We start from the raw sequence: 26,258 nt of genomic DNA, 5'->3' as shown, positions 1-26,258 counted from the left end.
TCTCAGCTTTTCCCATGCTCAATAGTATCTAGTAATCATTAATATCTTGGATGTTGATTGGTTTTAGGTCTTAATCAAAAGATTTGCCAAATATAAAAATCGTAATAATACGAAAATATACAGTTAATTATTTGAAATTAATTAAAAAAATCATATTAATTGGTTTTACGTAGGTTTTAAGAGTATATACCTATATTAGCTTTTTATTCATGTGCTTACGTTTACCAATACTGTTGAAGTGTTTAGAATATCATCAGGTTATTAATACTTAAAACCAATAAATATTTTAAAGGTGGCTGTAGATGAAAACGCTTGATGTAGGACAAAAAGTAAAGCTTGCGATGATGGAAGATAACGTATTTATTGTCACTCATGTACATGTAGATAATTCTTACACGCTAGAAAGTACCAATGATGGTGGACAAAAAACTAGCTATGACAACGTATCTTTCGAGATGTTAAAAGTCTTAGAAGATTAAGTTTAATGCCGCGCTATGTTGAATCGATGAACAACGCGTTTTAATGAATATGTTTTAAATATAAAACACAGCATAGCTTGGATTAAAAAAAGTTGATAGATAGCGCGATAAATACTTGTTTATCGGGTGTATATCGTTATCGATATATATTTTACTGAATGATGGTATGATCACTATAAATAATAATGATGGTTTTTTTGCCGATTTGAACATTTAATTTGGATTAAAATCTATATAATAATCACATTAATCATTGTTATATCACGAGTCTAGAGAAACAAGATGTCCCCATTAGATCAAATTGCGAATGCACTAGACGACCAGTCAGAATTATCGATGTCAGTTTTAATGACTCCTGACATGGCGAATTTTTCGGGTAATGTGCATGGTGGAACGATTCTAAAATTGTTAGACCAAGTCGCGTATGCTTGTGCAAGTCGCTATTCTGGTAGCTACGTGGTGACACTATCAGTCGATAAAGTGAATTTTAAAGAACCAATTCACGTGGGTGAGTTAGTGACTTTCCTTGCAAGTGTGAACCATGTTGGTCGTACTTCAATGGAAATTGGTATTCGTGTTGAAGCGCAGAACATTCAAAAACGTACAGTACGTCATACCAATAGTTGCTATTTCACAATGGTCGCTGTTGATGATCAAGGTAAGCCGAAACAAATTCCAGCATTGAATCTAGATAATGACTGGAAACGTTGTCGTTTCGAAGCTGCGGAACAACGTAAAGTGGCACGTTTACAGGAAAATCATCATCCTTCTTGCAGTATTTATAAAAAGTCGACACAAAGCTAATCACTTTGGTGGCTGAATATTTGAAAAGATCGCTTAGGCGATCTTTTTTGTATTCTGAAATTCGTCTGGAGAGTGCAGTTGGGATTTGAGTTCCGAGTGTGCGACTAAAGTTTATTCTTCGAAGCTCAGTTAAAGATGGTCATTCAGTCCAATACTGTTTAATATAAAACGATACGTAGCGTTTCGTTTTTAAATTATGAGTGAAACTGAAAAAACTTCTCGGCGTAAGCAATGTATCTTACAGGCAGTCACAGATGCTTTAGCGGAAAGTGATTATCGAAGCATGACCATTGAAGATATTGCGGCTCGTGCAGGCGTGGGAAAATCGACGATTTACCGTTGGTGGAAGCATAAGTCCGATCTGGTTTTCGATGCTTTTAAAGCGCACACCGCGTCGGTGTTTGAACTCGATTTATCACAAAGTTTAGAGTTCAATCTAAATCAACAATTGCTCAAACTATCACGGGCTTTAAATCAGCACGTGGGTCGAGCATTGCTCGTGGTTTTGGCGGAGCATCGTGAAGCAGCGGGTGAGTTTTTTAAACAGTATTTGTTACCTCGACGAGAAGCGACACGTGAGCTGATCCAATTGGCCATTCAACGAGGCGAAATTCGCGCGGATTATCCTTTCGAACTCATGTTGGACATGTTGTATGGCCCGATTCATTATCAGATTATTTTCTTTAATACCCAGCCAGATGAAGACTATATCAAGCGACTGGTGCAGTTGGCGCTAAACCCGATTTTTACGCAGTCCCAAGCCACGCGTAGCAGCGAGACAATGACCTCATGACTACTCAACATCAGGCATCGCTATGGAACAAGTCTTTCGTTTTTTGTCTGTGTAATAACTTGTTTTTATTTAGCTATTACTTTGCGCTGCTGACCATATTGCCCATTTATATTATGAAAGAATTGGGTGGTTCGATTCAGCAAGCGGGTATGGCTTTAACGCTGTTTTTGGTGTCATCCATTGCGATTCGTCCCTTTTCCGGCATGATCATTGAACGTTTTGGTAAAGCCAATTCTGTACGTATTTCAGGCTTTATCTTTGTCGTTTTTGCGCTGAGTTATTTGTGGATTGACAGCATGTGGTCGTTGTTGGTCATTCGTTTTTTACATGGTTTTTGGTTCAGTATATTAACCACGGTCAATGTTCCCATCGTAAATGATTACATCCCAGATCATCGAAAGGGCGAAGGCATGGGCTACTTTGTCATGTCGACCAACTTAGGCGTGGTGATCGGGCCATTTTTAGCGCTGAGTATGATTCAATTCAGCAGTTTTAGTACCTTATTTGCAGTATTAGCCTTATTGGTTGCAGTGGGCTATATTTTTACGTGGTTGGTTCAAATACAAGAACACGTACAGCATAAATCAAGTGATCAAGCGAGCCAATCCGCAGCCATCCAATGGCGTGATGTGATAGAAACACGGGTACTTGCCATCAGTTTTGTGGCATTGCTGACCGCATTTGCATATTCGAGTGTGATGAGTTTTATCACCGCTTATGCAGAGTTGAAGCATTTACTCGCTTATACCAGTATCTTTTTTATTGTCTTTGCTGTGTCGATGTTGCTCGTCCGTCCTTGGGTTGGCAAAGTCTATGATCGTAAAGGCCCGAGTGCAGTCATCTATCCATCCTTTATTTGCTTTGCCATTGGTTTGGTGGTTGTGAGTTTTCTCACGAATCAATGGGTGCTTTGGATATCGGCAGTTTTTATGGGCATCGGCTACGGTTCAGTGTTCCCATGCCTGCAAACGGTCGCGATTCAAACGGTAGAAAAAGCCCGAATGGGACATGCGATATCCACCTTTTTTGCCTTGTTTGATATTGGCCTTGCTGTCGGTTCGGTCATTATGGGTGTGCTGATTGCATACTTTGGATTTCAGGCAACCTATTTATTTTGTGCGGTGATGGTGCTGTTCACTTTGTGGATGTATCGTCTATTCGTGGCAAACCAATTCAAACGCAGTGCTTTAGGAGCTGAATAATGGAATTACGACATCTACGATATTTTGTTGCGGTTGCCGAAGAGCTAAATTTTACCAAGGCTGCGCAGCGAATGTGTACTGTGCAACCTTCTTTAAGTCAGCAAATTAAAGACCTAGAACAGGAAGTTGGGGTGCAATTATTGATGCGAACCAACCGAAAAGTTGAACTGACTGCAGAAGGTCAGGCCTTTTTAAAAGAAGCGCGTTTGAGTTTAGAGCATGCTGAAAAAGCCATGATAGATGCGCGTCAAATTGCGAAGCTCAGTAAAGAACAACTGAATATCGGCTTTGTTCCTGTGGCTGAAATGAAGGTCTTTCCTTATATCATGCCAAATATTCGAGCTCAGTTTCCTGAGTTAAAAATTCATTTTCATAGTTTAATGGATGTCGATCAAATCAGTGCAGTGCGTAAAGGAGAGATTGATATTGCCTTTACCCGTTATGTCGAAGAAAGCCCTGATATAGAATCTGTTCAGATTTTTACTGAGCCTTTGGCGCTGATTGTACCGAAAAATTCGCCTGTTGCAGAACAGCGGCATATCAGCATTAAAAACATGAATAATCAGGATTTTATTATTAGCGATGAACACTCATCACCTGAGCTATACCGAATTATTCAAGATTTCTTTAAGCAAAATAAACTGAATGTGAACTTGGTACAGCACTCGACCAATATTTTGTTAAATGTCAATTTGGTCGGTATGGGCGTGGGATGGAGTTTGGTGCCGTCTTATGTCATTCCATTGCTCGGTGATAAAATATTGGTTAAAAGTACCGTTGAACCTTTGCCGACCATTGGTCTGTATGCGAGCTATCGAAAAGATCGTAAAAATGATGCGATCGAATTGATTTTAAAAGTCTTAAAAGAGCAGTTCTATATGGGCTTTTTCTAAGCCTTTAAATATTGCCCTAAGATTTAAATGAAAAAATCCCGAATTAAGCGCTTCGGGATTTTTTTAGTTATCGTATTTTTAATCATAGATTAAATGAAGAATGGAGCTTGTTCAGCTCATTCATTTAAACCATTTTTGTAAATAGGGTTTCATCACGCGGTAGGCAATCAAACCGATAATAATAATCAGATAGAGTGGCCAAATCGTAATGAGAACAACCAACAGGCTCAACACAAATTGCCAACCTTTTTGAATACCGTACCACGCTCTTTTCCAGAAACTATCGCCATTTAATTGAGCAATAGCATCAAGGTTAATATCGATATGTTCACGGACAGTGGCAGGTTCAGTAAAGCCAATTACAATCGTGCTATAGCTGACACGATCTTGAACTTCTAAGCGGGTCAGACGTGAGATTTCATTGATTTGTGCTGCTGCAACATGGTCGGGCACGACCTGTGTTTGCGACATTTTTTCTTCGAGTAGTTTTAGCTCATAGCGTTTTGCCGAATATTGCTGACGGTTCAAAAAATGCATTAGTGGTAACAGTTGATTGACGAAATGTGCAGCTTTTTCACTTGGCACACGAATGATCATTTCCGCGTTCGGATTTACTTTTTCAAAGATTTTAATTTTGCCGTCAGTAATCGGGTAGGATTGACTCTCTTGCACCACAAAGTCGATATTTTTCTGTTCAATAAAGCCGCCTAAACTTAGCGTCAGTTTTTCAATTTCTAAAGCAGTTTTAACCACATCTTTCGACTCAAAACTGACATTGGCTTCTCGTACCATTTTACGAGAGGCTTCGGCTGGGTTGACCTGCTCATTTAAAATAGTTTCAGGTTTCTGTGTTGTTGCAGGCGTGGTAGACGGCTCATTGGATGTGCTTTCCGCTGCTTGATCTTGCTGTGTACTGACTTGAGCAGGTTGTGCATCTGCGCTGGCTTCAGTTGCCATTTCTTCGGTTTTCTTGGAACAGCCTGAAATTAAAATCACCGTTAACATGACAATTAAATATTTATTTTTCATCGATGTAGAGCTCAATTGTTTGATTATCAGAAAGTCGGAGTAAATACTTTTTGCTTTAAATATAAATTCAAATTTAGCGTAATTATTAGTCGGGCGTATTGTATCGGAAAGTGTTTAAAGCACGGATGAACGCAACATAATTCTACATAAAGCCGCGTATAGTAATAGACAGAACAACAAGGATGAAAATAAGGATATCTACAATGAACCCAGCAATGAAACTCTACAGCAATCCACGCTCACGCAGTAATACTATTCTGCCTTTATTGAAAGAATTAGACATCGAGTCAGAAGTTGAGATTATTGAAGTGCCATATGAAGAGATGCACCAAGCGGCATATCTCAAGATTAATCCCATGGGCAAAGTTCCCTGCTTGGTCGATGGTATTGTCGTGATTAGTGAGACCGCAGCCATCTTTAGTTATTTAGCCGATAAATTCAGTGACAAAGGTTTGGCACCCGCCTTGGATGATCCCAAACGTGGTGAATATTTGAAATGGATGTTTTTCTGTCATGGTCCGCTGACTGAATACCTGGACATGAAAAATGTCGGCATTAGCACAGAGTTGATGGATGAGAAACGTGGCAGTTTGAGTTTTGGTAATGAAAAAATACTTTTAGATTTTATTAAAACAGGGCTTGCACAGGCTCAACCATATCTGTTGGGGGATAAAATTAGTGCAGCAGATTTGTATTTAGCTTATTGGATGGTGTATGCAATTTCATTCAAAATATTGCCATATTTGGATGAATTTAAACCTTTTATTCAGCTGATTCAGCAACGTGAATCGGTAAAAGATGTGCATTGGTTTCAGTCGGTTTAACTTGGATACTTATTTGATTAATGACTGAACGTAGTGTTGCTATATGTCTATTCATATAACTCTTTCTTTGAGAACTAAAAAGAAAGAGTTTTAAATATCAATCACGAAGATGCTAAAGCGATTTTAATTATTGCCTAGATAATGTATGGCATATATTGCGCTAAATTAAATAGACTCAATCGTTGTTGGTTCTATTTAAAAAATCATGGGATTCATCATCAGATAGAGGTGGGCCTAAATCTCTTTCAATTTTGGCATATATTTCAAGCAGTCTTTTTTGTTGTGGATCCATATCTAAGGCACGATGCTGCTGATATGTTAATTGATCATTAATCCAATAATAATGCTGAACCGCAGCCCCTGCGAAACTGGTTTTCAAATGGAGTTTGTAATAACCAGAAAATTTATGTTTCTTGGTATCTAGACAGAGATACGCGAAGGTAGACCAACCACTTTCGGGAAATTTAAGGCGAGCTCGGCAGGGCTTCTTTTCTAGTGTAAATGTAGGTGAATAGACTTGGCCTTTTAGAATGATATTTTTATCTTGACCAAAATATTGAGTTTGTAATGCAAATAAAGCAAGAATCACTGTGGTGAGAAAAAAGCTGGCAATGACTGAATAAAAAAATGAAATGTATAAATGGAAGGACAAAAAATTAGATTCTTCGTTTTTGTTCACATCTTTTTCTAAGCGTAATAAATAGCAATTCAAAGAAATAAGAAAACAGAGGCAAAAAACGAAAATAGGTAACCAACTATTGGCATGAAAATGATGTATCTCTACGAAAATGAGTGAACAGATAAAAATAAAACCTAACAAACTATAAATGAATAATTTCTGAAATCTTTTTTGCATTTTGCGAAGCTTATAATTATGTATTGAACGATTATAGCATCTGATGTTTATAGTGATTGTAGAAAAAAATCACCATGCTTTATGCATGGCGATTTTTAATTCTTGCAGATCTATTTAGATTATTAAGCATGCAATTTTGCAAAAAATTGTTGGCTCACGCTGTCTAAAGTTTGTGGAATTGCAATCGCTGCAACAAAACGGTCTGGGCGAAGAATCGTAACAGATTCAGTGGTTTTACCAAACCAACCACGAATATCGGTACCAATATCACCAATCGTAATCACATTGTCGTACTTGGTGCGATTTTCATTGCTAAGTTGAACAGCAGGCAATACTTGGATAAATTTAACGCCCAATTTTTGCCATTTTTTCATGGTCGCATCTGACAGACCCCATTTTGGATCGACGCCCCAAGCAATGATTGCAAAGTCGTTACCGATGACTTCATCAAGTAGGACTTTCTCACCAGATTCAAGTTGAACATGTGGTTGAATGAACATTTTACCCACAGGTGAGTCTTTAACGCCGTTATTGATCAACGCACCGTCGTTGTACTTTGGCATCGGCTTGAAGCGCATTTCCAATAGATATTGCTTGATCGGTTTGATGTAATTGAGCGCATACGCGATACCATCACGCACGAAACCTTGCCATTTTTTAGGTGGCGCAAGGACATGACCTGCCATTACAGAAAGATCAATCATCGCTTTGGCATGATCTTTACGTTCAACTTGGTATGTATCTAAAAGCGCAGGGCCAGCTTTGCCTTGTACAACCATTGCAACTTTCCACGCAAGGTTGAACGCATCACGCATACCACTGTTATAGCCTTGACCTTGCCATACTGGCATGATGTGCGCAGCATCGCCTGCAAGTAAAATACGGTCTACACGGAATTTATCTGCAATACGGGCATTGTGGGTATAAACGCGCTGACGAATCACTTCAATACCATCGGTCGTTGGAAGCACTTTCGACAATAGTTTGGCAATGTTTTCAGGTTTGCTTAATTCTTCTTGAGTCTCCCCAGGCATCACCATAAATTCGAAACGACGAATACCGTGTGGAAGCGCAGCAGATACATAAGGACGCACAGGGTCACAGCATAGGTAAATGTGTGGCGTTGCAAGTGGGTCATTATTGATGTCGATCACGATCCATTGGTTCGGTGCAGTTTTACCATCGAAGCCGATGTTGAGGGTACGACGTACCACTGAGTTACCACCATCACAAGCAATCAAATACTGCGCTTGAATTTTTTCAGCTTCACCGTTTTTATTTTGAATATTTAGCGTTACACCATTGGCATCTTGGCTAAAATCAGACAATTGACGAGAGAATAAAATATTTGTGGTTTCGTACTGTTTTAAACCTTCTAGCAGTACATTATCGACTTGTGGTTGAATAAAGGCATTACGACGTGAGAAACCAAATTCACGAGTGAGCGGTTGAATGTCTGCGAAACAACGACCTTTAGGTGTTAAGAAACGCATCGCGTGGTTCGGTGTTGTATGAGGTAACACTTGGTCCACTAAACCTAATGATTGGATGGTACGTAATGATTCATCATCAATACCAATCGCACGTGGGTAGTCAATCAGGCTGTCCAGTTGTTCAATCACAGTGACTTTGACACCTTGCTTACTTAAGTAGTTTGCAATGGTTAAGCCGACAGGACCTGCGCCCAGAATGGCAACTTCCGTTGTGTAATTTGCTTTATTGCTCATGCGTAAACATCCAATCACTTCACATATGCCACTATTAAGTTCTAAAGCGAGGCTTTCAACAAGCTAGGCATAAGTCGAAACGATGAATCGAATTGTCGTGTTTTTTGCAGGGTTTTATTTTAAGTGAATGATATATATTTATTTATATGAAAATCATCAATCATTTTGAATGATTTATCGATCATTAAAATCTATCAATCAGTGGCTTTGAGCATAAAAAAGCCGAACCATTTTTAAATGATCCGGCGACTTTAATTCATTTAGCACAACATTTTATTAGTGAGGGATAAATGTTGAGCAGCAGACTAAATGAATTTAGCGTGTGGAGTACGCTATTCGTCTATTACTGAGCAGATTGAGCTGGTGCAGAACCTTCAGCATTTGCTTCTGAAGCAGGTTGAGCAGCAGTACCTTCAGCAGCAGTTGTTTCAGTCGCTGGCTGTTCTTGAGTGCTAACCACTACTTTTTCTTGTTCAGGCGCTTCTTGTTTATCTTTGCTCGCAGCAAAACTTGTTGCAGCTGCAGCAGCTAGAGTAGAAGCAAGTAAAATTTGAGTTAATTTCATTTTGAGCATCCTTATATATTTTAGTAAGTCCTGAAAAGATCATCACGTCCATCAGGAGAGAACTCATGCTAAATCGAGAAAACCGAGTGATCAATGCGAGCAACAAAGTGAAACAGACTGGTTAACTGGATGAATACATAACCGTCCATCCTGTGTTTTAAATGTAAAAAAATATCGGAATCTTCATTTAACTTTGCAAGAAAAAATGACCAAATCGACTTCATGATTCATTCATTGTTTACATGATGATTACATCGATGTCGTAAATAAGCAGAATCCAGAAATTTCACTAAAATCCAAATGTAAGGATTCTTTTCGAGATAACCATTTTTTTAAATATAAGAGTTAACTTTGCCAATAAAGTGTGACCAGATATGTCATGCATTCATGCAAATGGAATAAACAGGCTGTTTAACAGCCAGATTATCATTCAATGCCTCGGATACTAGGCTGATCTATGCTTTAGGAAAATGAAGACGGAGAAATGAAGACTAGGCTTGCAGCATTTTTTTGAAATCATTATGGTAAAGGCCATCAATCATTGGCTATTTATTTGAGTGATTCACTTTTGAAATTAGTTTCTACCCACGGTGCGATTCCTGTTCATATTATTTCTGGCTTTTTAGGTGCGGGTAAAACCACAGTTTTACAGCAGCTATTAAAGCAAAAGCCAGCGGGCGAAACTTGGGCCGTACTGATGAATGAGTTTGGGCAAATTGGGGTCGATCAACAGATGTTGCCGCAAGATCAAGGTTATGCGGTGAAGGAACTATTGGGTGGTTGTCTATGTTGTAGCAGCCAACTGCCGATGCAAATTGCGTTGTCACGATTATTGTCAGAGGTGAAACCCGACCGACTGTTTATTGAGCCGACAGGTTTAGGTCATCCGGGACAACTTTTGGAGCAATTGACCGAGCCACATTGGCATCCGCATTTAGCCATGCGAGCATTGGTGACCGTGGTCGATGGCTCACGCTTACATGATCAAGAGTGGACGTCACAAAACCTGTATGCCGATCAACTCAAAGTGGCACAAATCGTTGTGGTGTCTCATGTCGATTGTATGAGTGATGCCGATCAAGCTGGTTTGGAACGACTCAAACAAGCATATTTACCGTATCAGCAGCAATGGATCAATGTTGTAAAAGGTGATTTAAAACTGGCAAATATTGATCTCGCCTATGTGGGAAGTCCGCGTAAAATTCAGCCTTTATTGGCGATACAAAAGCAAATGCTGGTCGATGTGCCCACAGAAATTAAACAGTTGCCTTATCATTATGTTGAATCAGCTCAGGGTTATAGTGTCGCAGGTTGGAAACTCCCAAAACGATGGACCTTCGATTTTTTTGAGCTGTTAGATTTACTCTGTGAGCAGCAAGATTGGCTACGGATCAAAGGTATTTTTCAGACCGACCAAGGGTGGAAAACCTTTAACTTTAATCCCGATCAGTTTAATTATCAGTCGAGCGATGAAAGTATCGATAATCGTGTCGAAATTATTTACCAAACTGAACGTGAATGGCTCGAATTTGAAGATCGCTTAATGCAGTGTCGTATCGATGCCGATAAAGCTGAGAAATAAGTAAATCAGCGCAGCAAAAGCTTGCTAAATCTTATATGCTAGGCGCCAAATTTGAGGACTTTACCATGGCGCTAAAAGCTACAATTTATAAAGCAGATTTGAACATTGCCAATTTGGATGTACACCAATATGGTGATTATCAATTGACGATGGCTTTGCATCCTTCTGAAACGATTGAACGTTTGATGGTGCGTGTCTTGGCATATGCACGCTATGCCAATGAAGCATTAGAATTTACCAAAGATCTTTTCGAAACAGACGAACCAGCGCTGTGGGAAAAAGATTTAACAGGTCAATTGGTGAAATGGATTGAAGTCGGTTGCCCTGACGAAGACAAAGTCAAAAAAGCCAGTGCTCGTTGCCCACAAGTCGCTGTGATTACTTATGGCTCATCAGTAGACGAATGGTATAAACGCAACAGCAAACTGAAAACCCTGAAGAATGTTGAAATTTGGCAATTATCTGAAGCGAGTACAGCTGCCATTCAAGAGTTATGCGAACGAACCATGTCTTTACAATTAAACGTAATGGATGGCGAATGGACTTTGATAGGTGATAAAGCTCAAGCTGTGATTGAATGGACACAATTGCAATAAGTTTATCATTTGATTTAACTTTTCATGATGGGTGTGAGTTTAGGCTTGCATCCTTGTCGCTATAACTATTTTTTCAGCTAATACGATTCTGTTAATTTAACTGTCGATTTAAAACTCAGTTGACCTAAAACCAAAATAAAAATTTAATTCGGGAAATTTTCTAGCCCCCCATTTATGTAATGCCTATGGATGAATCCTCTTTATTATCTTTGTAAATAGCGTTGTTCTTACCGCATAAACGTCTTCATTCAATGAACGTTCAAACTTTTAGAGCGCTTTAAATTTTTTATTCGTTTCTTCCCAATGCATCTTAGTGATAACGGAATACTCCTAAATGTTTCAAGACATGTGAGCTTTACTAGTAAATGTTTATTTGCATGCTGATCTAAATCATTGTGTTCTCAACTTTGAGTCGGTCCGTTCTAGCACATTCAAGGGCATCATGTTCAGACTGATTCTGTTTATAATAGGGCTTTATTTAGATTGCGGCATTTGAGGTTGAGAGCATGAGCACGGAATTAGAAATTATTGACTTAGTGGTAGGCGAAGGTAAAGAAGCGGTTAAAGGCGCTTTGATTACAACGCACTATACAGGTTGGTTAGAAGACGGTACAAAATTTGATTCATCACTAGATCGTGGTAATTATTTTGAAACAGTGATTGGTACTGGCCGTGTGATTAAAGGTTGGGATCAAGGCATCATGGGGATGAAAGTCGGTGGTAAACGTAAGTTAATCGTGCCATCACATTTAGCTTATGGTGAACGTAAAATGGGTAATGTAATTCCTGCCAATTCAAATCTTATTTTTGAGATTGAATTGTATGATGTAAAAACTCGCGATTAATACAGCGACTGTTTTAGATCAGTGACATGGAAGTTATTGATCAATTTGATAAAATAGTAGTTGTTATTTTTGTCTTTTACCGTAGATTAGAATAATAGCTCGAGTATAAACGCAGGAATCAAAGCCGTTGTCTTTACAGTTGCCTTGCACCAGATTGTTCTGGGTTCTTACCTTTATTATTTTTACATTGGCATTCACTGTATCGACTGCTCAAGCACAGTATGAAACTGCTCCTAAATCGTTTTATTTAAAACATCAAAACGAAGTTAACCAAATCTACTTCACGGAAGACACCAGTAGCCTCTTACAAGGCAAATGGTTGTTTTATCCAAATCAATTTTTAACTTCTCCGAGTTCGGTTCTAGTCGGTCAAACGGTCTATCTGCCTGCATCATTTAAAGACATCACAGGGGATAGTAAAGGCTTTGGGACATATACTGGACATTTCCAAATCCCCAAACAATTTATTGGTCGTCGTATCGCGGTATTGATTCCAAATCAGTACGGTGCGTATCGGGTCTTTTTAAATGGTGATGTGATCGTTCGTTTGGGTGAAGTTGGGCGAACTGAAGCAGAACAAAAAACGGAGAATGCACCACGAATTGCCTATTTTGTGGCACAAGATGAATATTTCACCTTAACCATTCAGGCTTCAAGTTTTAACAGTATGCACGGCGGGTTTGAAAACCCGATGCGTATTGGTATTGCTAAGACAGTAAACCGCCAATTCCAACAACAGATGATGAGTATTGGAATGGTGTCTGGTGCCGTCTTGGGTGTGGGACTATTTACAATCCTATTTTCAGTCTTTCGAGGTTTACGCGGTCGCAATAGCCGAAGTAATTTGGTGTTTGGCTTATTTATTGTCTTTTTAGCACTCCATAATTTATTTTCAGCACCTTATGCCTATACCACTTTTACCGATATTAATTGGTTGTGGGGCACGCGATTAGAATACTTATTTACCTATTTGGCATCGATTTTCTTTTTAAGTTATATCCACTTGCTCAGTCGTCGCTATTTATTTACCTTAAATTATCAGATCGCGATGTTGCTGTTGTCGTTGAATATTTCAGTGACTTTTGTTTCGACGCCTGAAATTTTTCAACCTTTGGCAACTTACAGTTTTGCCTATGTGATCGTTGTTCTAAGTAATTTTGCTTATGGTTTTTACCTAACACTGAAAAAGAAAGAGCCGTATTCAAAATTAAATTTAATCGCGGTTATTTTCCTGTGCATTACTTTTTTAAACGACTTTTTGCTGATGATGAATTTGATTGATTCCGTCAATTTATCGTTCATTTCAACCAGTTTGTATGCCTTGTTGATCATGTTTCAGCAATCGCATCATTATGCACAGCAGTCGATGCATACGGAGCAGTTAAATAATAGTCTGCTTGAGCTAAACAGTTCACTCGATCAGAAAGTCAAAGAGCGCACCTTACAGCTCCATGAGCTGAATAAAAAATTAGAGCTACAAATTCGTATTGATGCCTTAACGGGGGCATTCAACCGTCGTGCTTTGAATGCCGAAATTCAACGTTTATATTCAGAAGTCCGTTTTCATAGTCATCGAACATTGGTCTTTGCCATGTTAGATGTCGATTATTTTAAAAATTATAATGACCACTATGGACATCTCAAAGGCGATGAGGTGTTACAGCAGATCGTGAAAACCATGCAAAATACCCTGCCAAGTTCAGCCTATGTGGCTCGCTATGGGGGAGAAGAGTTTGCCATATTGATGCATGATGTTCCGTATGCGATTGCCCAAGAACAATTGCAATTGGTACTCGAAGCCATGCGTAATGAACAACTTGAACATGTTAATCGGGGGGATGACAAAAATTACGTCACACTGAGTTTGGGCATGGCATGGATGGATAAGCAAAATGACTTCGACAGTATCGAAGCCTTAATGAAGCATGCAGACCATTATTTATATATGGCTAAACAGGCAGGACGCGATCAACTTAAGCCTTGATACTCCGTTGTAAACGGCGAAAACTTTGCGGTGCTATCGCTAGTATCCTTTGCCAATACTTATTTAGATTGATCTCTTTTTAAATTCACCTATCATAATCATCCTATTTGAAAATCTATCTTTTTATGAGGTTTGCCTCTCTACTAACAGAGCTGTTTGACCAATTTGAGCGGAACATCGGCAGGCTCAAAATCCTGATGTGCGACAAAGCCATATTTTTGGTAAAAGGCGAGTGCTGTATGAGTACTTTCTAGACTGATCTCGGTAATATTCTTTTTTCGGACGCAGTGCATCATGTTTAACAATAACGCCTTACCAATGCCTTGGTACTGACGTTCAGGGCAGATATAGTTCAGTAGAATTTGTCCCTGATCACTGACTAAAATAAAGCCGACCACTCGATTGTCACTGACGTAGACCCAACTGTCGTTGTAAAGCATCCACATTAAGATATTTGATTGATTTGCCTCCTCAAGCCAAGTTTGAATCACACTTTCATTACGTTGATGGTCCTGGATACATGAACGAATGCTGTTGTGAATCACGTGAATAATTTCGGGTATATCCTGAATTTGTGCTTCGCGTATCATAATTTTTTCTTTTTATAGAAAACTCCAACAGCCTGTCATTTCAGAAGATATCGCCTTGTGCTTAAAGAGGCTTCTTGTTGCGTTTTATGTTTTTTTGCAGCCATTGCACCGTTGGGTTGGGTTTTTATTTCAAAATTGTTGCAAAATTTACAAATGTATATTTATAAATTAATCGTTAAATACGGATAAATAACCACATAAATGCATCTAACTATACTGTTTTAAAAGTAATAATAGATTTTTTAGAAATGTATACATACTCAATGATTTCAACAGGTGTAATAGTTTGAAATAAATTAGCAAAGAAAATTGGCAAGATTTCAGCTTTAAAATAATTTTGTATGAATTTTAAACGTTATTGTGCGTTATATTAGTCCATAAAAATATTCGATGATTCAAGATGTGCATGCGCGTCATCGGCAGTAGGTTGTTATTATGGTAATTTTTCTCATTGTGATGTGTATTCTGATTGCGTTGTCTGCAGCAGGAATCGTGGTCAAAAAAATAATAAAAACAGAAAAATATCGTCAAAAATATACGCGTTACCAAGCACCAAAAAAATCGAAAAGTATCTCTTTAGCATCGAATGATGATGCTATTCGTGACGTCGATCAAGTCATTGAAGTAGATGAATATGAACAGCAACTTTTTGATGATATTGCGGAAATTTTCTTTCAACAACAATACAAATTAGATTCGCTACAGGCAGCCGAACAGTTACAAGAAGTTTTTTTACGTCGCATGCCAGTCAATTGTAAAACTCAAATTCGCCAATTAGATCTGAATGAATGGTCGATTTATTGGAGTTTTTACAATCAATCGCTCGAGTATTATTTAGGCCGATACGGTGAGTTTTATACACATGTCGACCGTTTTGGCGAAGAACATAAAATTGAATATCGCTATCAAGACTCCGCAAGTTGAAGCAAAATGCGATCTTGGACTAAATCGAGATAACTCAAATCATCGGTTATTCGGGCCATTAAAATCGCGCCTTCATAATCCGCCAAGCTGACTTTGGCAAGTTGAGCGGCATGTTCGATGCTCATGCATCGCTGAAAAAACACTTCAAAGGCAAGTTGCCACTCGTGAAAGATGGACTGTAATTTTGCAAAAATCTCGGTAGGCAAATGTTGCCGCTCCATACTTAATATCCCGACTAAACAACCTAATCCACCTTGGCTAAAAAATTGTATGGCGAGTTGATGGATGTGCGAGAAAGCCTGTTGAGGTGAGGTAGTAGTTTGCTGTAATTGCTGAAAAATACTGTGCTGTAACTTTATATGCGTCAGGTTTAAAATTTCCATCAGCAATGCGTCTTTATTCGGATAGTCATAATAAAACGCAGCTTTTGAGAGTCCACAGGCTTCAGCCAATTTCCCCATGCTACAGCCCATATAGCCATAGCGTTTAAAGGCGTGTGCTGACTGTAACAATAGATGTTCAGAGGTGTTTTTCCGTGGACGCATGTATCTCTCTATCCGAATAATTCAATATGATGTGTATGAAGTAAATTGGTCTAGGCGATTAATAGTTCGTCAAACCGTCCAATGATTTCCTGCCATAAAGGTTCAGCACCTTTGCGGAAATAACCCATATGACCAATCTGTTTTAGACCATAATCTTGCGCTTCAATATTGATATAGTGCATTGATGCTTGCGCATAATGTTGCATAAAAGCATGTCGTGAATTGGGTAATGCCCAGTCATCATCGAGCGCAGCGACCGCATAGATCGGCGTTTGAACTGCAGCATATTGTTGAGACAGCTCACTCAGCTCAGGGTCGGCAAAGAAATAGGTTGGGTTTTTACACCAACGACGCCATTGCTTATAGACATCGACAGGAAGGTCAGCGCCCATATTGAGTTTGCTCCAAGGCAAATACCCTTTGACGGCAACCATCGGTGGAAAAACGATATTCCACATCACGTGCACTTTCATTTTTTCCTTAAAGGGCATATAGCCATGCCAACCTGCGCCAGTGCCAAAACAATACATGGCACGTATCTGATCATGATTTGAGGTGAGGCCTAGTGCTTGACCGCCATAGGAGTGTCCCACTAGAAAAGTTTCCTGACCGTGTTGTTGCATATAAGCTATGGCACCAGAAAGGTCATAACGTCCCCAGTCAAGATAAGACATCTTAAAGCCTTTGAGTTTTGACGGTGCAGAACGTCCAATACCACGATAATCAAAAGTCAGTACTTGATAACCGAGTCCTGTGGCATACTTGGCAAAACGACGGTAAAATTGTTGAGGTACACCTGTCGCACTTGAAATAATAATATTGGCCTTAGCGGCAGTATTAGGCCGATATTCAACGCCTGAAAGCGTATAACCATCGGTTGCAGGGAAACTCACGGGTGTACTATGTATTTCTTGCGCTGCTGGTTCTAAATCCGTTGACATAATTTTTCTCTTGATAGGCAGGACGTAAAGGGTTTACTCAGTTTAAATAAAGAGTTATTTGCCCTGAAAATTGGCTGCGCGACGTTGTAGCATGGCCATCACACCTTCTTGTACATCTTGTGTTTTTAGTAGTGGTTGTAAATGCTGATCTAATTGAGCAAAGGCAGCATCGGCTCCCAAATGCACACCTTGCTGTGCTGCAGCGAGTGTTGCCTGAACCGCCAGTGGTGCAGCCTGTGCAATTTGTTCTGCAAGTTCAATTGCACGAGATAAGGGCGCTTGGTCTGTGATTTCAGTCACCAAGTTCATGTCATATGCCGTTTGTGCATTGAAACGTTCACCCGTGAGTAAATAGCGCATCGCCTTATTCCAACCCGCTGCTTGCACAAAGCGAACAGTTGCACCACCAAAGGGAAGAATGCCACGTTGCACTTCCATTTGAGCAAACTCTGTCTGACGCTGAGCGATCACGACATCGGCATTCAGCATGAGTTCAATACCCGCTGTAAAACAGAATCCTTGTACCGCGACCACAACTGGTTTTTTTCGTTGCCGTGAGTTGGTTCCCCACGGATTAATTTGCTGATCAGGAAAATTAAATAGTCCACTGCCAAGTTTGGGTTGTAGTTCAACCAGATCCAGACCTGCAGTAAAATGATCACCATGTGCAAAAATCACTGCACAGCGTAAATTTGGATCATCTTCATATTCAGTGAGTGCCAGTGAAAGGTCATGAATTAAATGACTGTCAAACGCATTTCGTTTATCTGCACGGTCCAAACCGATCAAATAAAGATGACCACGGATTTCTCGACTTACACGACCTTGTTGTTCTGACATTTTAATGATTCCTTCTGATTATTCTTTAGGCATAGATAAGTTTTTAAACGATTGTTAGAAAACTGTCAAAACTGATGCGTTCAAAACATCAAAATCATCGTCTGGTGGATGAGTGGTTTGATTTAAAATTTACAGAGTTGATATGAAATAGTGTGGGATATAGCTTGCCTTTGGGCTGATTTTTTCCATAATAGCTGCAGCTTTTTTAAGGCCCAATCAACCATGTCGAACTTAGAAATATTTGCAGTTATTATTAGCTTAATCGGGGTGAGTTTAACCATTAAGCGAAATATGTGGTGTTGGTGGTTTAACTTTGCAGCTTTTTTGCTGTATGCCTACCTGTTTTATACCTACAAACTTTATGGCGAAACCATTTTGCAGTTTTTCTTTGTAGTGGTGAACTTCTACGGTTTTTATCATTGGTTGAAGGGCAAACAACAAGATCATGACATCCGTATTGAACCGATTGCGACCAAACTCGTGATCTTTCAAATGCTCTTAGCAGCGGTGGGCGGTTTGATTTTTGGTTTAAGTTTGCACTATTTTACCGATGCAGCCGTGCCAATTTTGGATGCACAATTGGCCGCGTTTAGCTTACTCGCAACGTATTGGACCAGCCGGAAACATATTGCTACTTGGGTGCTTTGGGTATTTGTCGATATAATCTATGTGGGTATGTTTATATACAAAGACCTGTATCTCACTGCGGCGTTGTATGCTGGTTTTGTGGGCTTGGCGGCATTTGGTTGGTGGCAATGGACACAAGTCAAAAATAAACAGCAGCAACAGGCGATGAAAGCTTTATCCATTTAGCCCACAGATGTTTTTTTCATTCCCAATTTGACAATTTATAAAAATATATTTACTTATGTAACCATAAAGGGCATTTCATAATCGGGCTTCACCCCGATGAGAAGTGCCTTTTTTATGCCTTAAGAAATGTGGCTGTGTTCATTTGAGTCTAAGACATGTCATAAAATCCTCTGTGAATTTATAAGCAAAATTGGGTGTCTGCGAAGCTTGATTTTAATAGCCGATGATCCGATCCCGATGAATAAGTAAAGAGCGTGCAGAGTCATGATTATCGACTTTCAACTTGAGCAGCAACTGCGTTTTGACCGACAAGCTACGGTTCTACTGCAGCAAAAGGCGAGCTTTTTTCAGTTTGAGCAAATAGCAGATGTGTATAACGCTGAATGGCTCAAGGCATTTCCACAAGGGACGCAATGTAGCATCAGTGGTTTGGATGATGGTGCAGATGAATACGGCATCCAGATCAGTTATAAACACCAAAGCATCTTGATCGATTATTCACAACCGATCAAACTGGTACACCGTGATCGGGATGGTGTGGTGCATAGCATGCTGTTAAATTAACTAAAAAAAATTTTAAATCAGTACCACAAAGACTCGTTTTATAAAGATAAAAAAAGCGCAAGAAGAGTTGAATAGATAAGGGAAGCTATTAAAGCTATGACGCAACTTGACCCAAAAAATTCATCATTTAAAATTTTCAATCAGCTATGTTTCGAACTTTTTCATCATTATGGCTCGCACTGCACGTCTTATGAACCTAGCGGTTTGATACATGCAAAACCAATGCAACAGCTTCCTGAACAAGCCAGCTTTGATATTTTTAGCCTCGACTTCGGTCATTGGTACGCAAAGTTGTCTTATGCAGGGATGTATTTAAAAATTGATGCGGGCTAGGAATTTCAGCTTGAGTTGAAAAATCAGCATGGGCAAATCTTTCAAAAAAGTATTTAAGGCAGAGTCCCTCTGAGTTGCAGTATGGCAATTCTGTTTTTTTAGCTTGGTTTCAGGTCAATGACAGCCACAGCGCTTTCCGATTTAATCCAAAACACAGTTTTAGCAACTGTAGACTGGGCGAAATAAAACAATAAAACCAATATTGACCTGAAGGATTACGAGAATGGCACATCAATTTACCGTCAATGCCACAATTCATGGCGTTTCACTTGAAGATTTTAAACGACTAGCCGCAGATATCAGCTTGCATGAAGCGGTGTGCAAACGCATACCGGGTGAAAATCTAGAAATTTTAGAATCAAAAAAAACAGGTGATATGTATACCTTAAAACGTGCCTATAACTTGGATGTAAATATTCCAGATATTGCCAAGAAGTTTTTAAAAGATGCGTTTCGTCTGAAACGTACGGATATTAGTAATTTGGCGGCATTAACCTCTGACGTCAAACTAGATCCGAACCTACCGCTCGAAGCCAGTTGTAAACGAAGTGTCAGTGGTGATGCAACACAAGTGAGTTTCAATTTGGACTGGACGGTGAAAGTCAAAGTTCCACTGCTTGGTGGATTACTTGAAAAACATGCAGAAGGTGAAATTCGTCGTTTTAGTCAGCTTGAGATTGAAATTGTAGAAGATGAATTGCGTAAAAATTTAAAAGCCTGAATTGATTTGAAAGCAAGTTAAAAAAAGCGGTCATTGACCGCTTTTTTATTTTTAGTGCGAAGTTTTTTCAAAACGTTGACGATAGAGCATCGCAGTAAAGAAGGTCACCAAACAGACGCTCCATATATAATACATGGCGCCAATGTTGCTGTATAAACTCAACCATTGAACCAATGGCAAGGTGATACCACCCGCGATGGCATAAGCCAAATTGTATGAAAATGAAATGCCCGAGAAACGAATCTGTGCAGGGAACATTTTCACCATACTATAAGACACCATACCAACCGTGCCTGATGCCAAACCGAGCAGCATATAGAGCGCAAACACGGTCGATGCTGCCACATGGCCCAAGCTGTTATAGAACACTCCCGCAATTATCGCAACAAGGAGGGAACCGAATAGCATCACTTTACCCGCACCGAAGCGATCTGCCAAAAGACCTGCCAAGATACAACCGACCATTTGCATCACAATAGCGGCACTTTGCATTTTAAAGGCATCGGCACGTTCAAAACCAAAGGCGCTCGTGAGTAAATTTGGCATCGCTAAAATCAGCACAACAACGCAGCCAGTTAAGAACCATGTAAACAGCATACCAATCACAACGCCTGTTTTGTGCTGTTGCAGTACTTGTTTCACTGGAAGCTCTTTAGCCAATTGTTTCTTTTCTTGCATGGCTTTAAATACAGGCGTTTCTTTTAAATAACTGCGGAGATAGAGCGCAACAAAGCCAAAGATCCCGCCTAAAATAAATGGAATCCGCCATGCCCAATCATGGATTTCTGACTCTGTAAATTGTAATGAAATAAACAAAGACATCAGTGCGCCCAATAGGATACCCAAAGATAAGCCGGCAGTGAGTAGGCCGTTGGCGATACCAATTTTTTGCTCAGGCACATGCTCTGAAACAAAAGTCCATGCCGCAGGGATTTCACCACCAATCGCGATGCCTTGAATCACACGCATCAGTAGGAGCAAAAGTGGTGCTGCATAACCAATACTTTCAAAAGTCGGCATCACACCGATCATCAGCGTAGGCAAAGCCATGAGTAAAATAGACAAACTAAATAAACGCTTACGACCAATCAAATCGCCAAAATGCGCCATTACGACACCACCCAATGGGCGGAAAAAATATCCTGCTGCAAAAATACCGTAAGTATTCAGCATCGCCCAAAATGGACTGAGTCCAGTGGGGAAAAACAGTTCCGAAATAATTTTGGCGTAGAACACATAAATGACAAAGTCATAAAACTCAAGTGCGCCACCGAGGGATGACAGTCCGAGGGTGCGTTTATCTTGACGAGTCAGGCGTGGCTGAGCTTCCATGCAAATATTTTCCAGCAGCAAATAGCATTTGACGATTTTAGTGATTCAAATTTTTATTGAATAATCAAACTTTGTTGCCTTATTAAAAACTTATAGTTATGAAAAAATTATTAATTAAGAACAAAATAATATAGATAAAGTCGCATTAACTAAAAGAATGATTGGTAATAGATAATAGTGTACCTTGATGTATAAATGATAAATATCAATGGTATAGGGTAGTGTGATCTACTATTTTACTTTGTGCTCTATATAAACCACAAAAGATTCAAAGCCATAGCACGCTGTTGTTTTATACTCAGAACCGATAATTATACATATCGTGTGGTTGTTTTTTTACGTGATTTAAGCCCGCTAGACTTAAAAGGATAAAAACATGAGTTATGTTGATGTTGTTGCACAGCGTGGTGAAGCAATTTTGACGCTAACTGCCGCAGAGGTACAAGCATCTGAAATAGGTTCTGCATGGTTAACTGCACTAAGTGAAACACTGCATGCCACTATGCTTGAGCGTCAAGGCGTAGGCATTGCCGTGCCGCAAATTTATGTTTCAAAGCGGGTGATTATCGTGGCTTCACGTGCAAATTTACGCTATCCCGATGCGCCTGAAATGGAGGCGATCGTGATGGTCAATCCAGTGATTACATCTCGATCTACGACCACGGTTTTGGGTGAAGAAGGCTGCTTAAGTGTGCCGAATGCACGAGGACAAGTCCCGAGAGCCGAGCAAATTCACGTGCGATATTTGACCCTTCAAGGTGAAGTCAAAGAGAAAACCCTGAATGGCTTTCCCGCACGGATCGTACAACATGAGGTCGATCATCTGAATGGGATCTTATTCACCGAGCGTTTAGAATAAAAACCGTGCTATTCCAAAAATATAAAAGTAACCAATTGAGCTAAAAAAAATAGCGGAAAAGTAATTTGAATAGTGGTGCAATTGAAGTTTAAAGGCTTTAAAGGTTGCATGCTCATCTGTGAAAATAGACTTTCTTTTTGAAGCTAAAACCTTGTATAACTAGCGAAATAATAAAATAAAAAAGAAGATTAATGGGGAAAAATTGGGGCAATGCTGTCTGTACGAAATGGGGCGTACAATGGCGTAAGTTGAAGCATCTTTTATTTGAATCCGACTATCTCATCATCAATTGGTCTGACTATGATAAAGGACGTTTACTCCTCATCTTTGGCATGCTGAGTCAAGTCAGCGTGTTGAAGTGGTGCATCATGAATTTTTATTATTCGACCAATCGGATTTGGTTTAATCCGAGTGAACTCAAGTTCAGGATCATCGTCGCTTGTATAGTCCTACTCAGTTATGGCGTATTGGCAGTACTCAGTCTTTATTTCAAAAAATATTTAAATTTTAGACTGTTTTTTAGCTATTTTGCGCCCGTCCTGTTTGGGATCGGCATGATCTATGGTGGCTATATGATCGGGATCTATAGTCCTGCCACTATGGCGGGGACGGTCAATCTGCTGATGGTCGGTTTGGTTTTTTATCGTCCTGCGATTATGCTCAGTATTACATTTCCGATCACACTGTTTATTGGCTACATTTGCTATCAAACTTCGATTGACCATCTAGAATATGCACCGATTTTCAGCCCAGCTTTAAAACAGAGTGAGTTTTACGACAACGCCTTTTGGCTCATGAGTATGGCGGAGTTGTATTTGCCCATATTGATCGTCAGTGCAGTATTTTTTCAGATTTTGCTTTTACAGTGGCGACACCGTGAACAAAAGATGGAAGTCCTCAGCCGTGTCGATGGCCTGACCAATGTGTTTAACCGTCGTTATGTCAGTCATGAACTTGATACGCTCAGCAAACAGACACGGCCTGAATTTGCAGTGGTTTTGCTTGATCTCGACCATTTTAAATTGATCAATGACCAATATGGACATGATGCAGGAGATGCCGTTTTACAACGTGTTGCTCAAATTTTAAATGACAATACTCGTGTACAAGATGTGGTTGGGCGTTATGGCGGTGAAGAATTTATTTTAATTTTAAAAAATCAGAGTTTAGAGCAGGCGATAGAGGTCGCTGAACGCTGTCGATTGGCCATTTCTGAAGCTGAAACTATGATAGCCAACCATCAAATGTTGAAGATTAGTGCAAGTTTTGGTGTAGCAAATGCGATCGAGGGGACACCGTCTGCTGTGGTCACGCGTATGGCCGATCAAGCGCTGTACATGGCAAAGCAACAAGGACGTAACCAAGTGCGTAGCTTTCGTGAGTTAAACTTGGCAGAAGATTAAATAATTTAAACGATAGCGATGCAGCAATTACAATTTCAGATCGGATTAGCGCAGCTCGACTTTCAGACCGAGCAACAGAATATTCATTTTGATCATGGCTTAGTGGCTTTGGTACAAAAATGTGTCCGACATCAGCGCTTCGATGCTTTGGCAATTGAATATTTGATCTATGAAATTGAAGAAATTTTAGAACGATTACAGCTCGATTATCAGACGCAGCGTTATGCTCAGTCGAATGATGCGATGCTGCATATATTGTCGCAGACCTTTTTTGAACATGAGACCCGCATTGACCGACAAAGCTTAGAACATGGCTTTAATGAAATGATTGAACATACCGAATATTATCAAAATCTATTAGGTGAGCAGGCAATCATTCAACTCAGTTATTTCGTTTTTATTCGAGAAATGATGCACCATTTAAACCTACAGCACATACAGGTTTTAGCTCAGAACGCGTCTTCACCATAAGGACTTATACAGATGGAGTTCAATTTGTTATAAATAAAAAAGCGCACAACAAAAAATAACCCTTATGAAAACGCCTGTTCCAGATTATTTACAGCATGTCCTCAATGCCTGCGATGCCAATCAGCACGGAGCTTTGGCAGATTATATTCCTGAGTTAGCTAACGCCAATCCAAATAGACTGGCTTTGGCACTGTCTACCGTAGATGGCACGATTTATTCCTCGGGTGATGACGAAGTCGAGTTCACCATACAGTCGATGTCTAAACCTTTTGCTTATGCCTTAGCGATTCGTCATCTTGGCTTGGACAGCGTTTTACAAAAGGTCGGTGTCGAGCCATCGGGAGAGGCATTCAATCAAATTGCGCTCGATCCACAAAGCAATACCCCGAAAAACCCGATGATCAATTCGGGGGCAATCATCACACATTCACTTTTACCGCATGACGAACACAGCACCCGAGCTGAAAAACTCCGCGAATTTTTAAGTGAACTGGCAGGGCATGAGGTGGTTGTTCGAGAAGAGTTGAGTCAATATTTACAGCAGTTTGATGGTTAATTGATAAAAATCCATTGTTGATTCATACAAGCTGCTCATAAGTTTAGTGCTTAGATCGGCTATAATTTTCTTTTTGCGTTAAATTTGCTTATGTCTTTTGAGTTAAAAGTCAGTTTACTCCCGAGTGTTGACGCTTTATCCCCACAGCATAAAAAGCTGAATAAACTGATTGAGCAAATCGAACAGCAAAAGCTGGATTTAGCGCTTTGGCAAAATGCAAAAAGTGAGATTCAGAGTTATATTCAGTTAAAACTTGTGCCGATTTATCGTGATTTGCATGCGGTGTACTACCGTCAGCTTGCACAGCTTTGGCTGCATCTACAGCAAGAAGACTTTGCCAAAGCGGATGTAGCACAGCTCGATGCCAAACTCACGAAATTGGCAAAGCAACTGAAAAAATCCAACTATTTAAATACAGCAGAACTTGAAAAAGTCGCAGAGGTAGATGCCTTTTATCAGCAGCACCATGCGCATAATCAAAAGCCAAATAAAAAGGCCAAGTCAGCCCAAACTGAACAGAGCAAAGTAGAAGGTCATGTTGATATAGAACAAGAAACTACAGAACAAAATGAGTCTTATGAAGCGTGGGACAGCGAACAATATCAACGTGAGAAAGAAGAGCATCAGCGCAGACGCTTAGCGCAAAAACGCGAGCAAGCTGAAAAGTTAGTGAACCAATCACTGAAAACCGTGTATTTAAAAATTACCGCCATGATTCACCCAGACCGCGAACCTGATGAAACTAAAAAAGCTGAAAAAACCGAATTGCAGCAAGTGGTGAACCAAGCCCATGAAGCACAGGATTTGTTTTATTTATTAAAGTTGCAATTACAGCTTGAGACCAATCAAGGCAAAAGCCCTAAAGCCTTAACCGATGAACATTTAAAGTTTTATAAAATGGCGCTTGAGGCACAAAGCCAACGCCTTGCAAGTCAGATTGATGACATCACGGATAGTTTCCACTGGAGTGAAAAGCCGAAGCCTAAAAATATGCAGGTGAAAGATGTATATAAGGTGATTGATGGCGATGTTTCAGTGCTGAAAGAGCAAGTGAAGTGGGAAAAAGAACGACTGAAATATATGGAGAGGGTAAAAGGGTTGGAAGTATTGTTGGGGAATGGGGTTTTATAAAAGCACCTCTCCTTTACGCAGCAGTGCTGCTCATCTCCTAGGAGGAGAGGGAACTT

The 26,258-nt window shown here is 39.8% G+C and carries 28 protein-coding genes and 1 pseudogene; 20 read left to right on the top strand and 9 right to left on the bottom strand.

Annotated elements, in window-relative coordinates; all coding sequences use genetic code 11:
- Positions 1–302: 302 nt before the first annotated feature.
- From FTU02_RS05645 to FTU02_RS05625, 5 genes are all read left to right on the top strand, one after another.
- Positions 303–479, top strand: coding sequence for a hypothetical protein (locus tag FTU02_RS05645; protein WP_171263721.1), 177 nt, complete (start codon positions 303–305; stop codon positions 477–479).
- 282 nt (positions 480–761) lie between these two features.
- On the top strand, positions 762–1,283 hold the full coding sequence (locus tag FTU02_RS05640) for an acyl-CoA thioesterase (protein WP_078192241.1): 522 nt from the start codon (positions 762–764) through the stop codon (positions 1,281–1,283).
- Between the two features lie 196 nt (positions 1,284–1,479).
- Positions 1,480–2,076 carry a TetR/AcrR family transcriptional regulator gene (locus FTU02_RS05635; protein WP_180107360.1) on the top strand — a complete coding sequence of 199 codons (597 nt, stop codon included), beginning with the start codon at positions 1,480–1,482 and terminating at the stop codon, positions 2,074–2,076.
- Entirely contained in the window at positions 2,073–3,278 is a 1,206-nt protein-coding gene (locus FTU02_RS05630; RefSeq protein WP_180156252.1) for an MFS transporter, read from the top strand. The genes FTU02_RS05635 and FTU02_RS05630 overlap by 4 nt, the downstream gene beginning before the upstream one ends.
- Positions 3,278–4,171, top strand: coding sequence for a LysR substrate-binding domain-containing protein (locus tag FTU02_RS05625; protein ID WP_078192238.1), 894 nt, complete (start codon positions 3,278–3,280; stop codon positions 4,169–4,171). Before FTU02_RS05630 ends, FTU02_RS05625 begins: the two co-directional genes overlap by 1 nt.
- A 120-nt stretch (positions 4,172–4,291) precedes the next feature.
- Here the strand turns inward: FTU02_RS05625 and FTU02_RS05620 are convergent, their stop codons facing one another.
- On the bottom strand, positions 4,292–5,200 hold the full coding sequence (locus tag FTU02_RS05620; protein ID WP_180156250.1) for a DUF4349 domain-containing protein: 909 nt from the start codon (positions 5,198–5,200) through the stop codon (positions 4,292–4,294).
- Between the two features lie 215 nt (positions 5,201–5,415).
- Here FTU02_RS05620 and FTU02_RS05615 point away from each other — a divergent pair, with 215 nt between their 5' ends.
- Positions 5,416–6,024: a glutathione S-transferase family protein gene (locus FTU02_RS05615; RefSeq protein ID WP_180156398.1), complete on the top strand. Its 609-nt coding sequence runs from the start codon at positions 5,416–5,418 to the stop codon at positions 6,022–6,024.
- A 175-nt stretch (positions 6,025–6,199) separates the two neighbouring features.
- On the opposite strand, the gene FTU02_RS05610 is transcribed toward FTU02_RS05615, so the two are convergent.
- The 3 genes from FTU02_RS05610 to FTU02_RS05600 form a co-directional block, all read right to left on the bottom strand.
- On the bottom strand, positions 6,200–6,703 hold the full coding sequence (locus tag FTU02_RS05610; RefSeq protein ID WP_180156248.1) for a hypothetical protein: 504 nt from the start codon (positions 6,701–6,703) through the stop codon (positions 6,200–6,202).
- Between the two features lie 299 nt (positions 6,704–7,002).
- Positions 7,003–8,607 carry a bifunctional 3-(3-hydroxy-phenyl)propionate/3-hydroxycinnamic acid hydroxylase gene (locus FTU02_RS05605; protein WP_180156246.1) on the bottom strand — a complete coding sequence of 535 codons (1,605 nt, stop codon included), beginning with the start codon at positions 8,605–8,607 and terminating at the stop codon, positions 7,003–7,005.
- A gap of 343 nt (positions 8,608–8,950) precedes the next feature.
- On the bottom strand, positions 8,951–9,172 hold the full coding sequence (locus FTU02_RS05600) for a hypothetical protein (protein WP_180156245.1): 222 nt from the start codon (positions 9,170–9,172) through the stop codon (positions 8,951–8,953).
- A 568-nt stretch (positions 9,173–9,740) separates the two neighbouring features.
- On the opposite strand from FTU02_RS05600, the gene FTU02_RS05595 reads away from it, so the two are divergent.
- The 4 genes from FTU02_RS05595 to FTU02_RS05580 all read left to right on the top strand — a co-directional run bounded on the left by FTU02_RS05595 (position 9,741) and on the right by FTU02_RS05580 (position 14,179).
- Positions 9,741–10,754: a GTP-binding protein gene (locus tag FTU02_RS05595; RefSeq protein ID WP_180156243.1), complete on the top strand. Its 1,014-nt coding sequence runs from the start codon at positions 9,741–9,743 to the stop codon at positions 10,752–10,754.
- 65 nt (positions 10,755–10,819) lie between these two features.
- Positions 10,820–11,350: a YaeQ family protein gene (locus tag FTU02_RS05590; RefSeq protein ID WP_180156241.1), complete on the top strand. Its 531-nt coding sequence runs from the start codon at positions 10,820–10,822 to the stop codon at positions 11,348–11,350.
- A 506-nt stretch (positions 11,351–11,856) separates the two neighbouring features.
- Entirely contained in the window at positions 11,857–12,195 is a 339-nt protein-coding gene (locus tag FTU02_RS05585) for an FKBP-type peptidyl-prolyl cis-trans isomerase (protein WP_078191421.1), read from the top strand.
- Between the two features lie 187 nt (positions 12,196–12,382).
- A complete protein-coding gene (locus FTU02_RS05580) occupies positions 12,383–14,179 on the top strand; it encodes a diguanylate cyclase domain-containing protein (RefSeq protein WP_180023258.1) in 1,797 nt (598 codons plus the stop codon).
- A 143-nt stretch (positions 14,180–14,322) separates the two neighbouring features.
- On the opposite strand, the gene FTU02_RS05575 is transcribed toward FTU02_RS05580, so the two are convergent.
- Positions 14,323–14,769: a GNAT family N-acetyltransferase gene (locus FTU02_RS05575; RefSeq protein WP_078191420.1), complete on the bottom strand. Its 447-nt coding sequence runs from the start codon at positions 14,767–14,769 to the stop codon at positions 14,323–14,325.
- A gap of 435 nt (positions 14,770–15,204) precedes the next feature.
- Here FTU02_RS05575 and FTU02_RS05570 point away from each other — a divergent pair, with 435 nt between their 5' ends.
- Complete coding sequence (locus tag FTU02_RS05570) at positions 15,205–15,693, top strand: hypothetical protein (protein WP_180034488.1); 489 nt, start codon at positions 15,205–15,207, stop codon at positions 15,691–15,693.
- Here FTU02_RS05570 and FTU02_RS05565 read toward each other — a convergent pair.
- The 3 genes from FTU02_RS05565 to FTU02_RS05555 are packed head-to-tail and all read right to left on the bottom strand — an operon-like array spanning position 15,675 to position 18,019.
- Positions 15,675–16,238 carry a TetR/AcrR family transcriptional regulator gene (locus tag FTU02_RS05565; protein ID WP_180156239.1) on the bottom strand — a complete coding sequence of 188 codons (564 nt, stop codon included), beginning with the start codon at positions 16,236–16,238 and terminating at the stop codon, positions 15,675–15,677. The genes FTU02_RS05570 and FTU02_RS05565 overlap by 19 nt on opposite strands.
- Before the next feature lie 50 nt (positions 16,239–16,288).
- The gene (locus FTU02_RS05560) at positions 16,289–17,179 is read right to left on the bottom strand and encodes an alpha/beta fold hydrolase (protein ID WP_180156237.1); all 891 of its coding nucleotides are present in this window, start codon (positions 17,177–17,179) and stop codon (positions 16,289–16,291) included.
- 54 nt (positions 17,180–17,233) lie between these two features.
- A complete protein-coding gene (locus FTU02_RS05555) occupies positions 17,234–18,019 on the bottom strand; it encodes a crotonase/enoyl-CoA hydratase family protein (RefSeq protein ID WP_180083688.1) in 786 nt (261 codons plus the stop codon).
- 222 nt (positions 18,020–18,241) lie between these two features.
- Here FTU02_RS05555 and pnuC point away from each other — a divergent pair, with 222 nt between their 5' ends.
- From pnuC to FTU02_RS05535, 4 genes are all read left to right on the top strand, one after another.
- The gene (gene pnuC, locus FTU02_RS05550; protein ID WP_078192228.1) at positions 18,242–18,832 is read left to right on the top strand and encodes a nicotinamide riboside transporter PnuC; all 591 of its coding nucleotides are present in this window, start codon (positions 18,242–18,244) and stop codon (positions 18,830–18,832) included.
- A gap of 264 nt (positions 18,833–19,096) precedes the next feature.
- Entirely contained in the window at positions 19,097–19,396 is a 300-nt protein-coding gene (locus FTU02_RS05545; protein ID WP_180023193.1) for a hypothetical protein, read from the top strand.
- A gap of 96 nt (positions 19,397–19,492) precedes the next feature.
- Positions 19,493–19,729, top strand: a complete 237-nt coding sequence (locus FTU02_RS05540) for a hypothetical protein (RefSeq protein WP_180156235.1) — start codon at positions 19,493–19,495, stop codon at positions 19,727–19,729.
- 223 nt (positions 19,730–19,952) lie between these two features.
- A complete protein-coding gene (locus tag FTU02_RS05535; protein ID WP_180109767.1) occupies positions 19,953–20,450 on the top strand; it encodes a DUF2505 family protein in 498 nt (165 codons plus the stop codon).
- Positions 20,451–20,501: 51 nt separating this feature from the next.
- On the opposite strand, the gene FTU02_RS05530 is transcribed toward FTU02_RS05535, so the two are convergent.
- The gene (locus FTU02_RS05530; RefSeq protein ID WP_180156234.1) at positions 20,502–21,782 is read right to left on the bottom strand and encodes an MFS transporter; all 1,281 of its coding nucleotides are present in this window, start codon (positions 21,780–21,782) and stop codon (positions 20,502–20,504) included.
- A 376-nt stretch (positions 21,783–22,158) separates the two neighbouring features.
- Between FTU02_RS05530 and def the strand changes: the two genes are divergently transcribed.
- The 5 genes and pseudogenes from def to FTU02_RS05505 all read left to right on the top strand — a co-directional run bounded on the left by def (position 22,159) and on the right by FTU02_RS05505 (position 26,202).
- The gene (gene def, locus FTU02_RS05525) at positions 22,159–22,641 is read left to right on the top strand and encodes a peptide deformylase (RefSeq protein WP_180156232.1); all 483 of its coding nucleotides are present in this window, start codon (positions 22,159–22,161) and stop codon (positions 22,639–22,641) included.
- Between the two features lie 191 nt (positions 22,642–22,832).
- On the top strand, positions 22,833–24,044 hold the full coding sequence (locus tag FTU02_RS05520) for a GGDEF domain-containing protein (protein WP_180156230.1): 1,212 nt from the start codon (positions 22,833–22,835) through the stop codon (positions 24,042–24,044).
- An 18-nt stretch (positions 24,045–24,062) separates the two neighbouring features.
- On the top strand, positions 24,063–24,515 hold the full coding sequence (locus FTU02_RS05515) for a hypothetical protein (RefSeq protein ID WP_180156228.1): 453 nt from the start codon (positions 24,063–24,065) through the stop codon (positions 24,513–24,515).
- Positions 24,516–24,579: 64 nt separating this feature from the next.
- Positions 24,580–25,041: pseudogene (locus FTU02_RS05510) on the top strand (glutaminase); the annotation flags it as partial.
- Positions 25,042–25,161: 120 nt separating this feature from the next.
- Positions 25,162–26,202: a molecular chaperone DnaJ gene (locus FTU02_RS05505; protein WP_180156224.1), complete on the top strand. Its 1,041-nt coding sequence runs from the start codon at positions 25,162–25,164 to the stop codon at positions 26,200–26,202.
- The last annotated feature ends 56 nt before the right edge of the window (positions 26,203–26,258 follow it).

The sequence above is a fragment of the Acinetobacter sp. YH12045 genome (assembly GCF_013419925.1).
GTDB classification, from domain to species: Bacteria; Pseudomonadota; Gammaproteobacteria; order Pseudomonadales; family Moraxellaceae; genus Acinetobacter; species Acinetobacter amyesii.
The sequence above is the reverse complement of the archived record's forward strand: the minus strand, read 5'-3'. Positions and strand labels throughout refer to the sequence as shown.

Bases quoted from the DNA above. Each gene is read 5' to 3' on its own strand.
- FTU02_RS05565 (WP_180156239.1), bottom strand. From the start codon at position 16,238: ATGCGTCCACGGAAAAACACCTCTGAACATCTATTGTTACAGTCAGCA.
- FTU02_RS05545 (WP_180023193.1), top strand. From the start codon at position 19,097: ATGATTATCGACTTTCAACTTGAGCAGCAACTGCGTTTTGACCGACAA.
- FTU02_RS05520 (WP_180156230.1), top strand. From the start codon at position 22,833: ATGGGGAAAAATTGGGGCAATGCTGTCTGTACGAAATGGGGCGTACAA.
- FTU02_RS05620 (WP_180156250.1), bottom strand. From the start codon at position 5,200: ATGAAAAATAAATATTTAATTGTCATGTTAACGGTGATTTTAATTTCA.
- FTU02_RS05585 (WP_078191421.1), top strand. From the start codon at position 11,857: ATGAGCACGGAATTAGAAATTATTGACTTAGTGGTAGGCGAAGGTAAA.
- FTU02_RS05505 (WP_180156224.1), top strand. From the start codon at position 25,162: ATGTCTTTTGAGTTAAAAGTCAGTTTACTCCCGAGTGTTGACGCTTTA.
- pnuC (WP_078192228.1), top strand. From the start codon at position 18,242: ATGTCGAACTTAGAAATATTTGCAGTTATTATTAGCTTAATCGGGGTG.
- FTU02_RS05590 (WP_180156241.1), top strand. From the start codon at position 10,820: ATGGCGCTAAAAGCTACAATTTATAAAGCAGATTTGAACATTGCCAAT.
- FTU02_RS05540 (WP_180156235.1), top strand. From the start codon at position 19,493: ATGACGCAACTTGACCCAAAAAATTCATCATTTAAAATTTTCAATCAG.
- FTU02_RS05515 (WP_180156228.1), top strand. From the start codon at position 24,063: ATGCAGCAATTACAATTTCAGATCGGATTAGCGCAGCTCGACTTTCAG.
- FTU02_RS05625 (WP_078192238.1), top strand. From the start codon at position 3,278: ATGGAATTACGACATCTACGATATTTTGTTGCGGTTGCCGAAGAGCTA.
- def (WP_180156232.1), top strand. From the start codon at position 22,159: ATGAGTTATGTTGATGTTGTTGCACAGCGTGGTGAAGCAATTTTGACG.
- FTU02_RS05645 (WP_171263721.1), top strand. From the start codon at position 303: ATGAAAACGCTTGATGTAGGACAAAAAGTAAAGCTTGCGATGATGGAA.
- FTU02_RS05570 (WP_180034488.1), top strand. From the start codon at position 15,205: ATGGTAATTTTTCTCATTGTGATGTGTATTCTGATTGCGTTGTCTGCA.
- FTU02_RS05630 (WP_180156252.1), top strand. From the start codon at position 2,073: ATGACTACTCAACATCAGGCATCGCTATGGAACAAGTCTTTCGTTTTT.
- FTU02_RS05555 (WP_180083688.1), bottom strand. From the start codon at position 18,019: ATGTCAGAACAACAAGGTCGTGTAAGTCGAGAAATCCGTGGTCATCTT.
- FTU02_RS05640 (WP_078192241.1), top strand. From the start codon at position 762: ATGTCCCCATTAGATCAAATTGCGAATGCACTAGACGACCAGTCAGAA.
- FTU02_RS05575 (WP_078191420.1), bottom strand. From the start codon at position 14,769: ATGATACGCGAAGCACAAATTCAGGATATACCCGAAATTATTCACGTG.
- FTU02_RS05615 (WP_180156398.1), top strand. From the start codon at position 5,416: ATGAAACTCTACAGCAATCCACGCTCACGCAGTAATACTATTCTGCCT.
- FTU02_RS05600 (WP_180156245.1), bottom strand. From the start codon at position 9,172: ATGAAATTAACTCAAATTTTACTTGCTTCTACTCTAGCTGCTGCAGCT.
- FTU02_RS05635 (WP_180107360.1), top strand. From the start codon at position 1,480: ATGAGTGAAACTGAAAAAACTTCTCGGCGTAAGCAATGTATCTTACAG.
- FTU02_RS05605 (WP_180156246.1), bottom strand. From the start codon at position 8,607: ATGAGCAATAAAGCAAATTACACAACGGAAGTTGCCATTCTGGGCGCA.
- FTU02_RS05535 (WP_180109767.1), top strand. From the start codon at position 19,953: ATGGCACATCAATTTACCGTCAATGCCACAATTCATGGCGTTTCACTT.
- FTU02_RS05530 (WP_180156234.1), bottom strand. From the start codon at position 21,782: ATGGAAGCTCAGCCACGCCTGACTCGTCAAGATAAACGCACCCTCGGA.
- FTU02_RS05560 (WP_180156237.1), bottom strand. From the start codon at position 17,179: ATGTCAACGGATTTAGAACCAGCAGCGCAAGAAATACATAGTACACCC.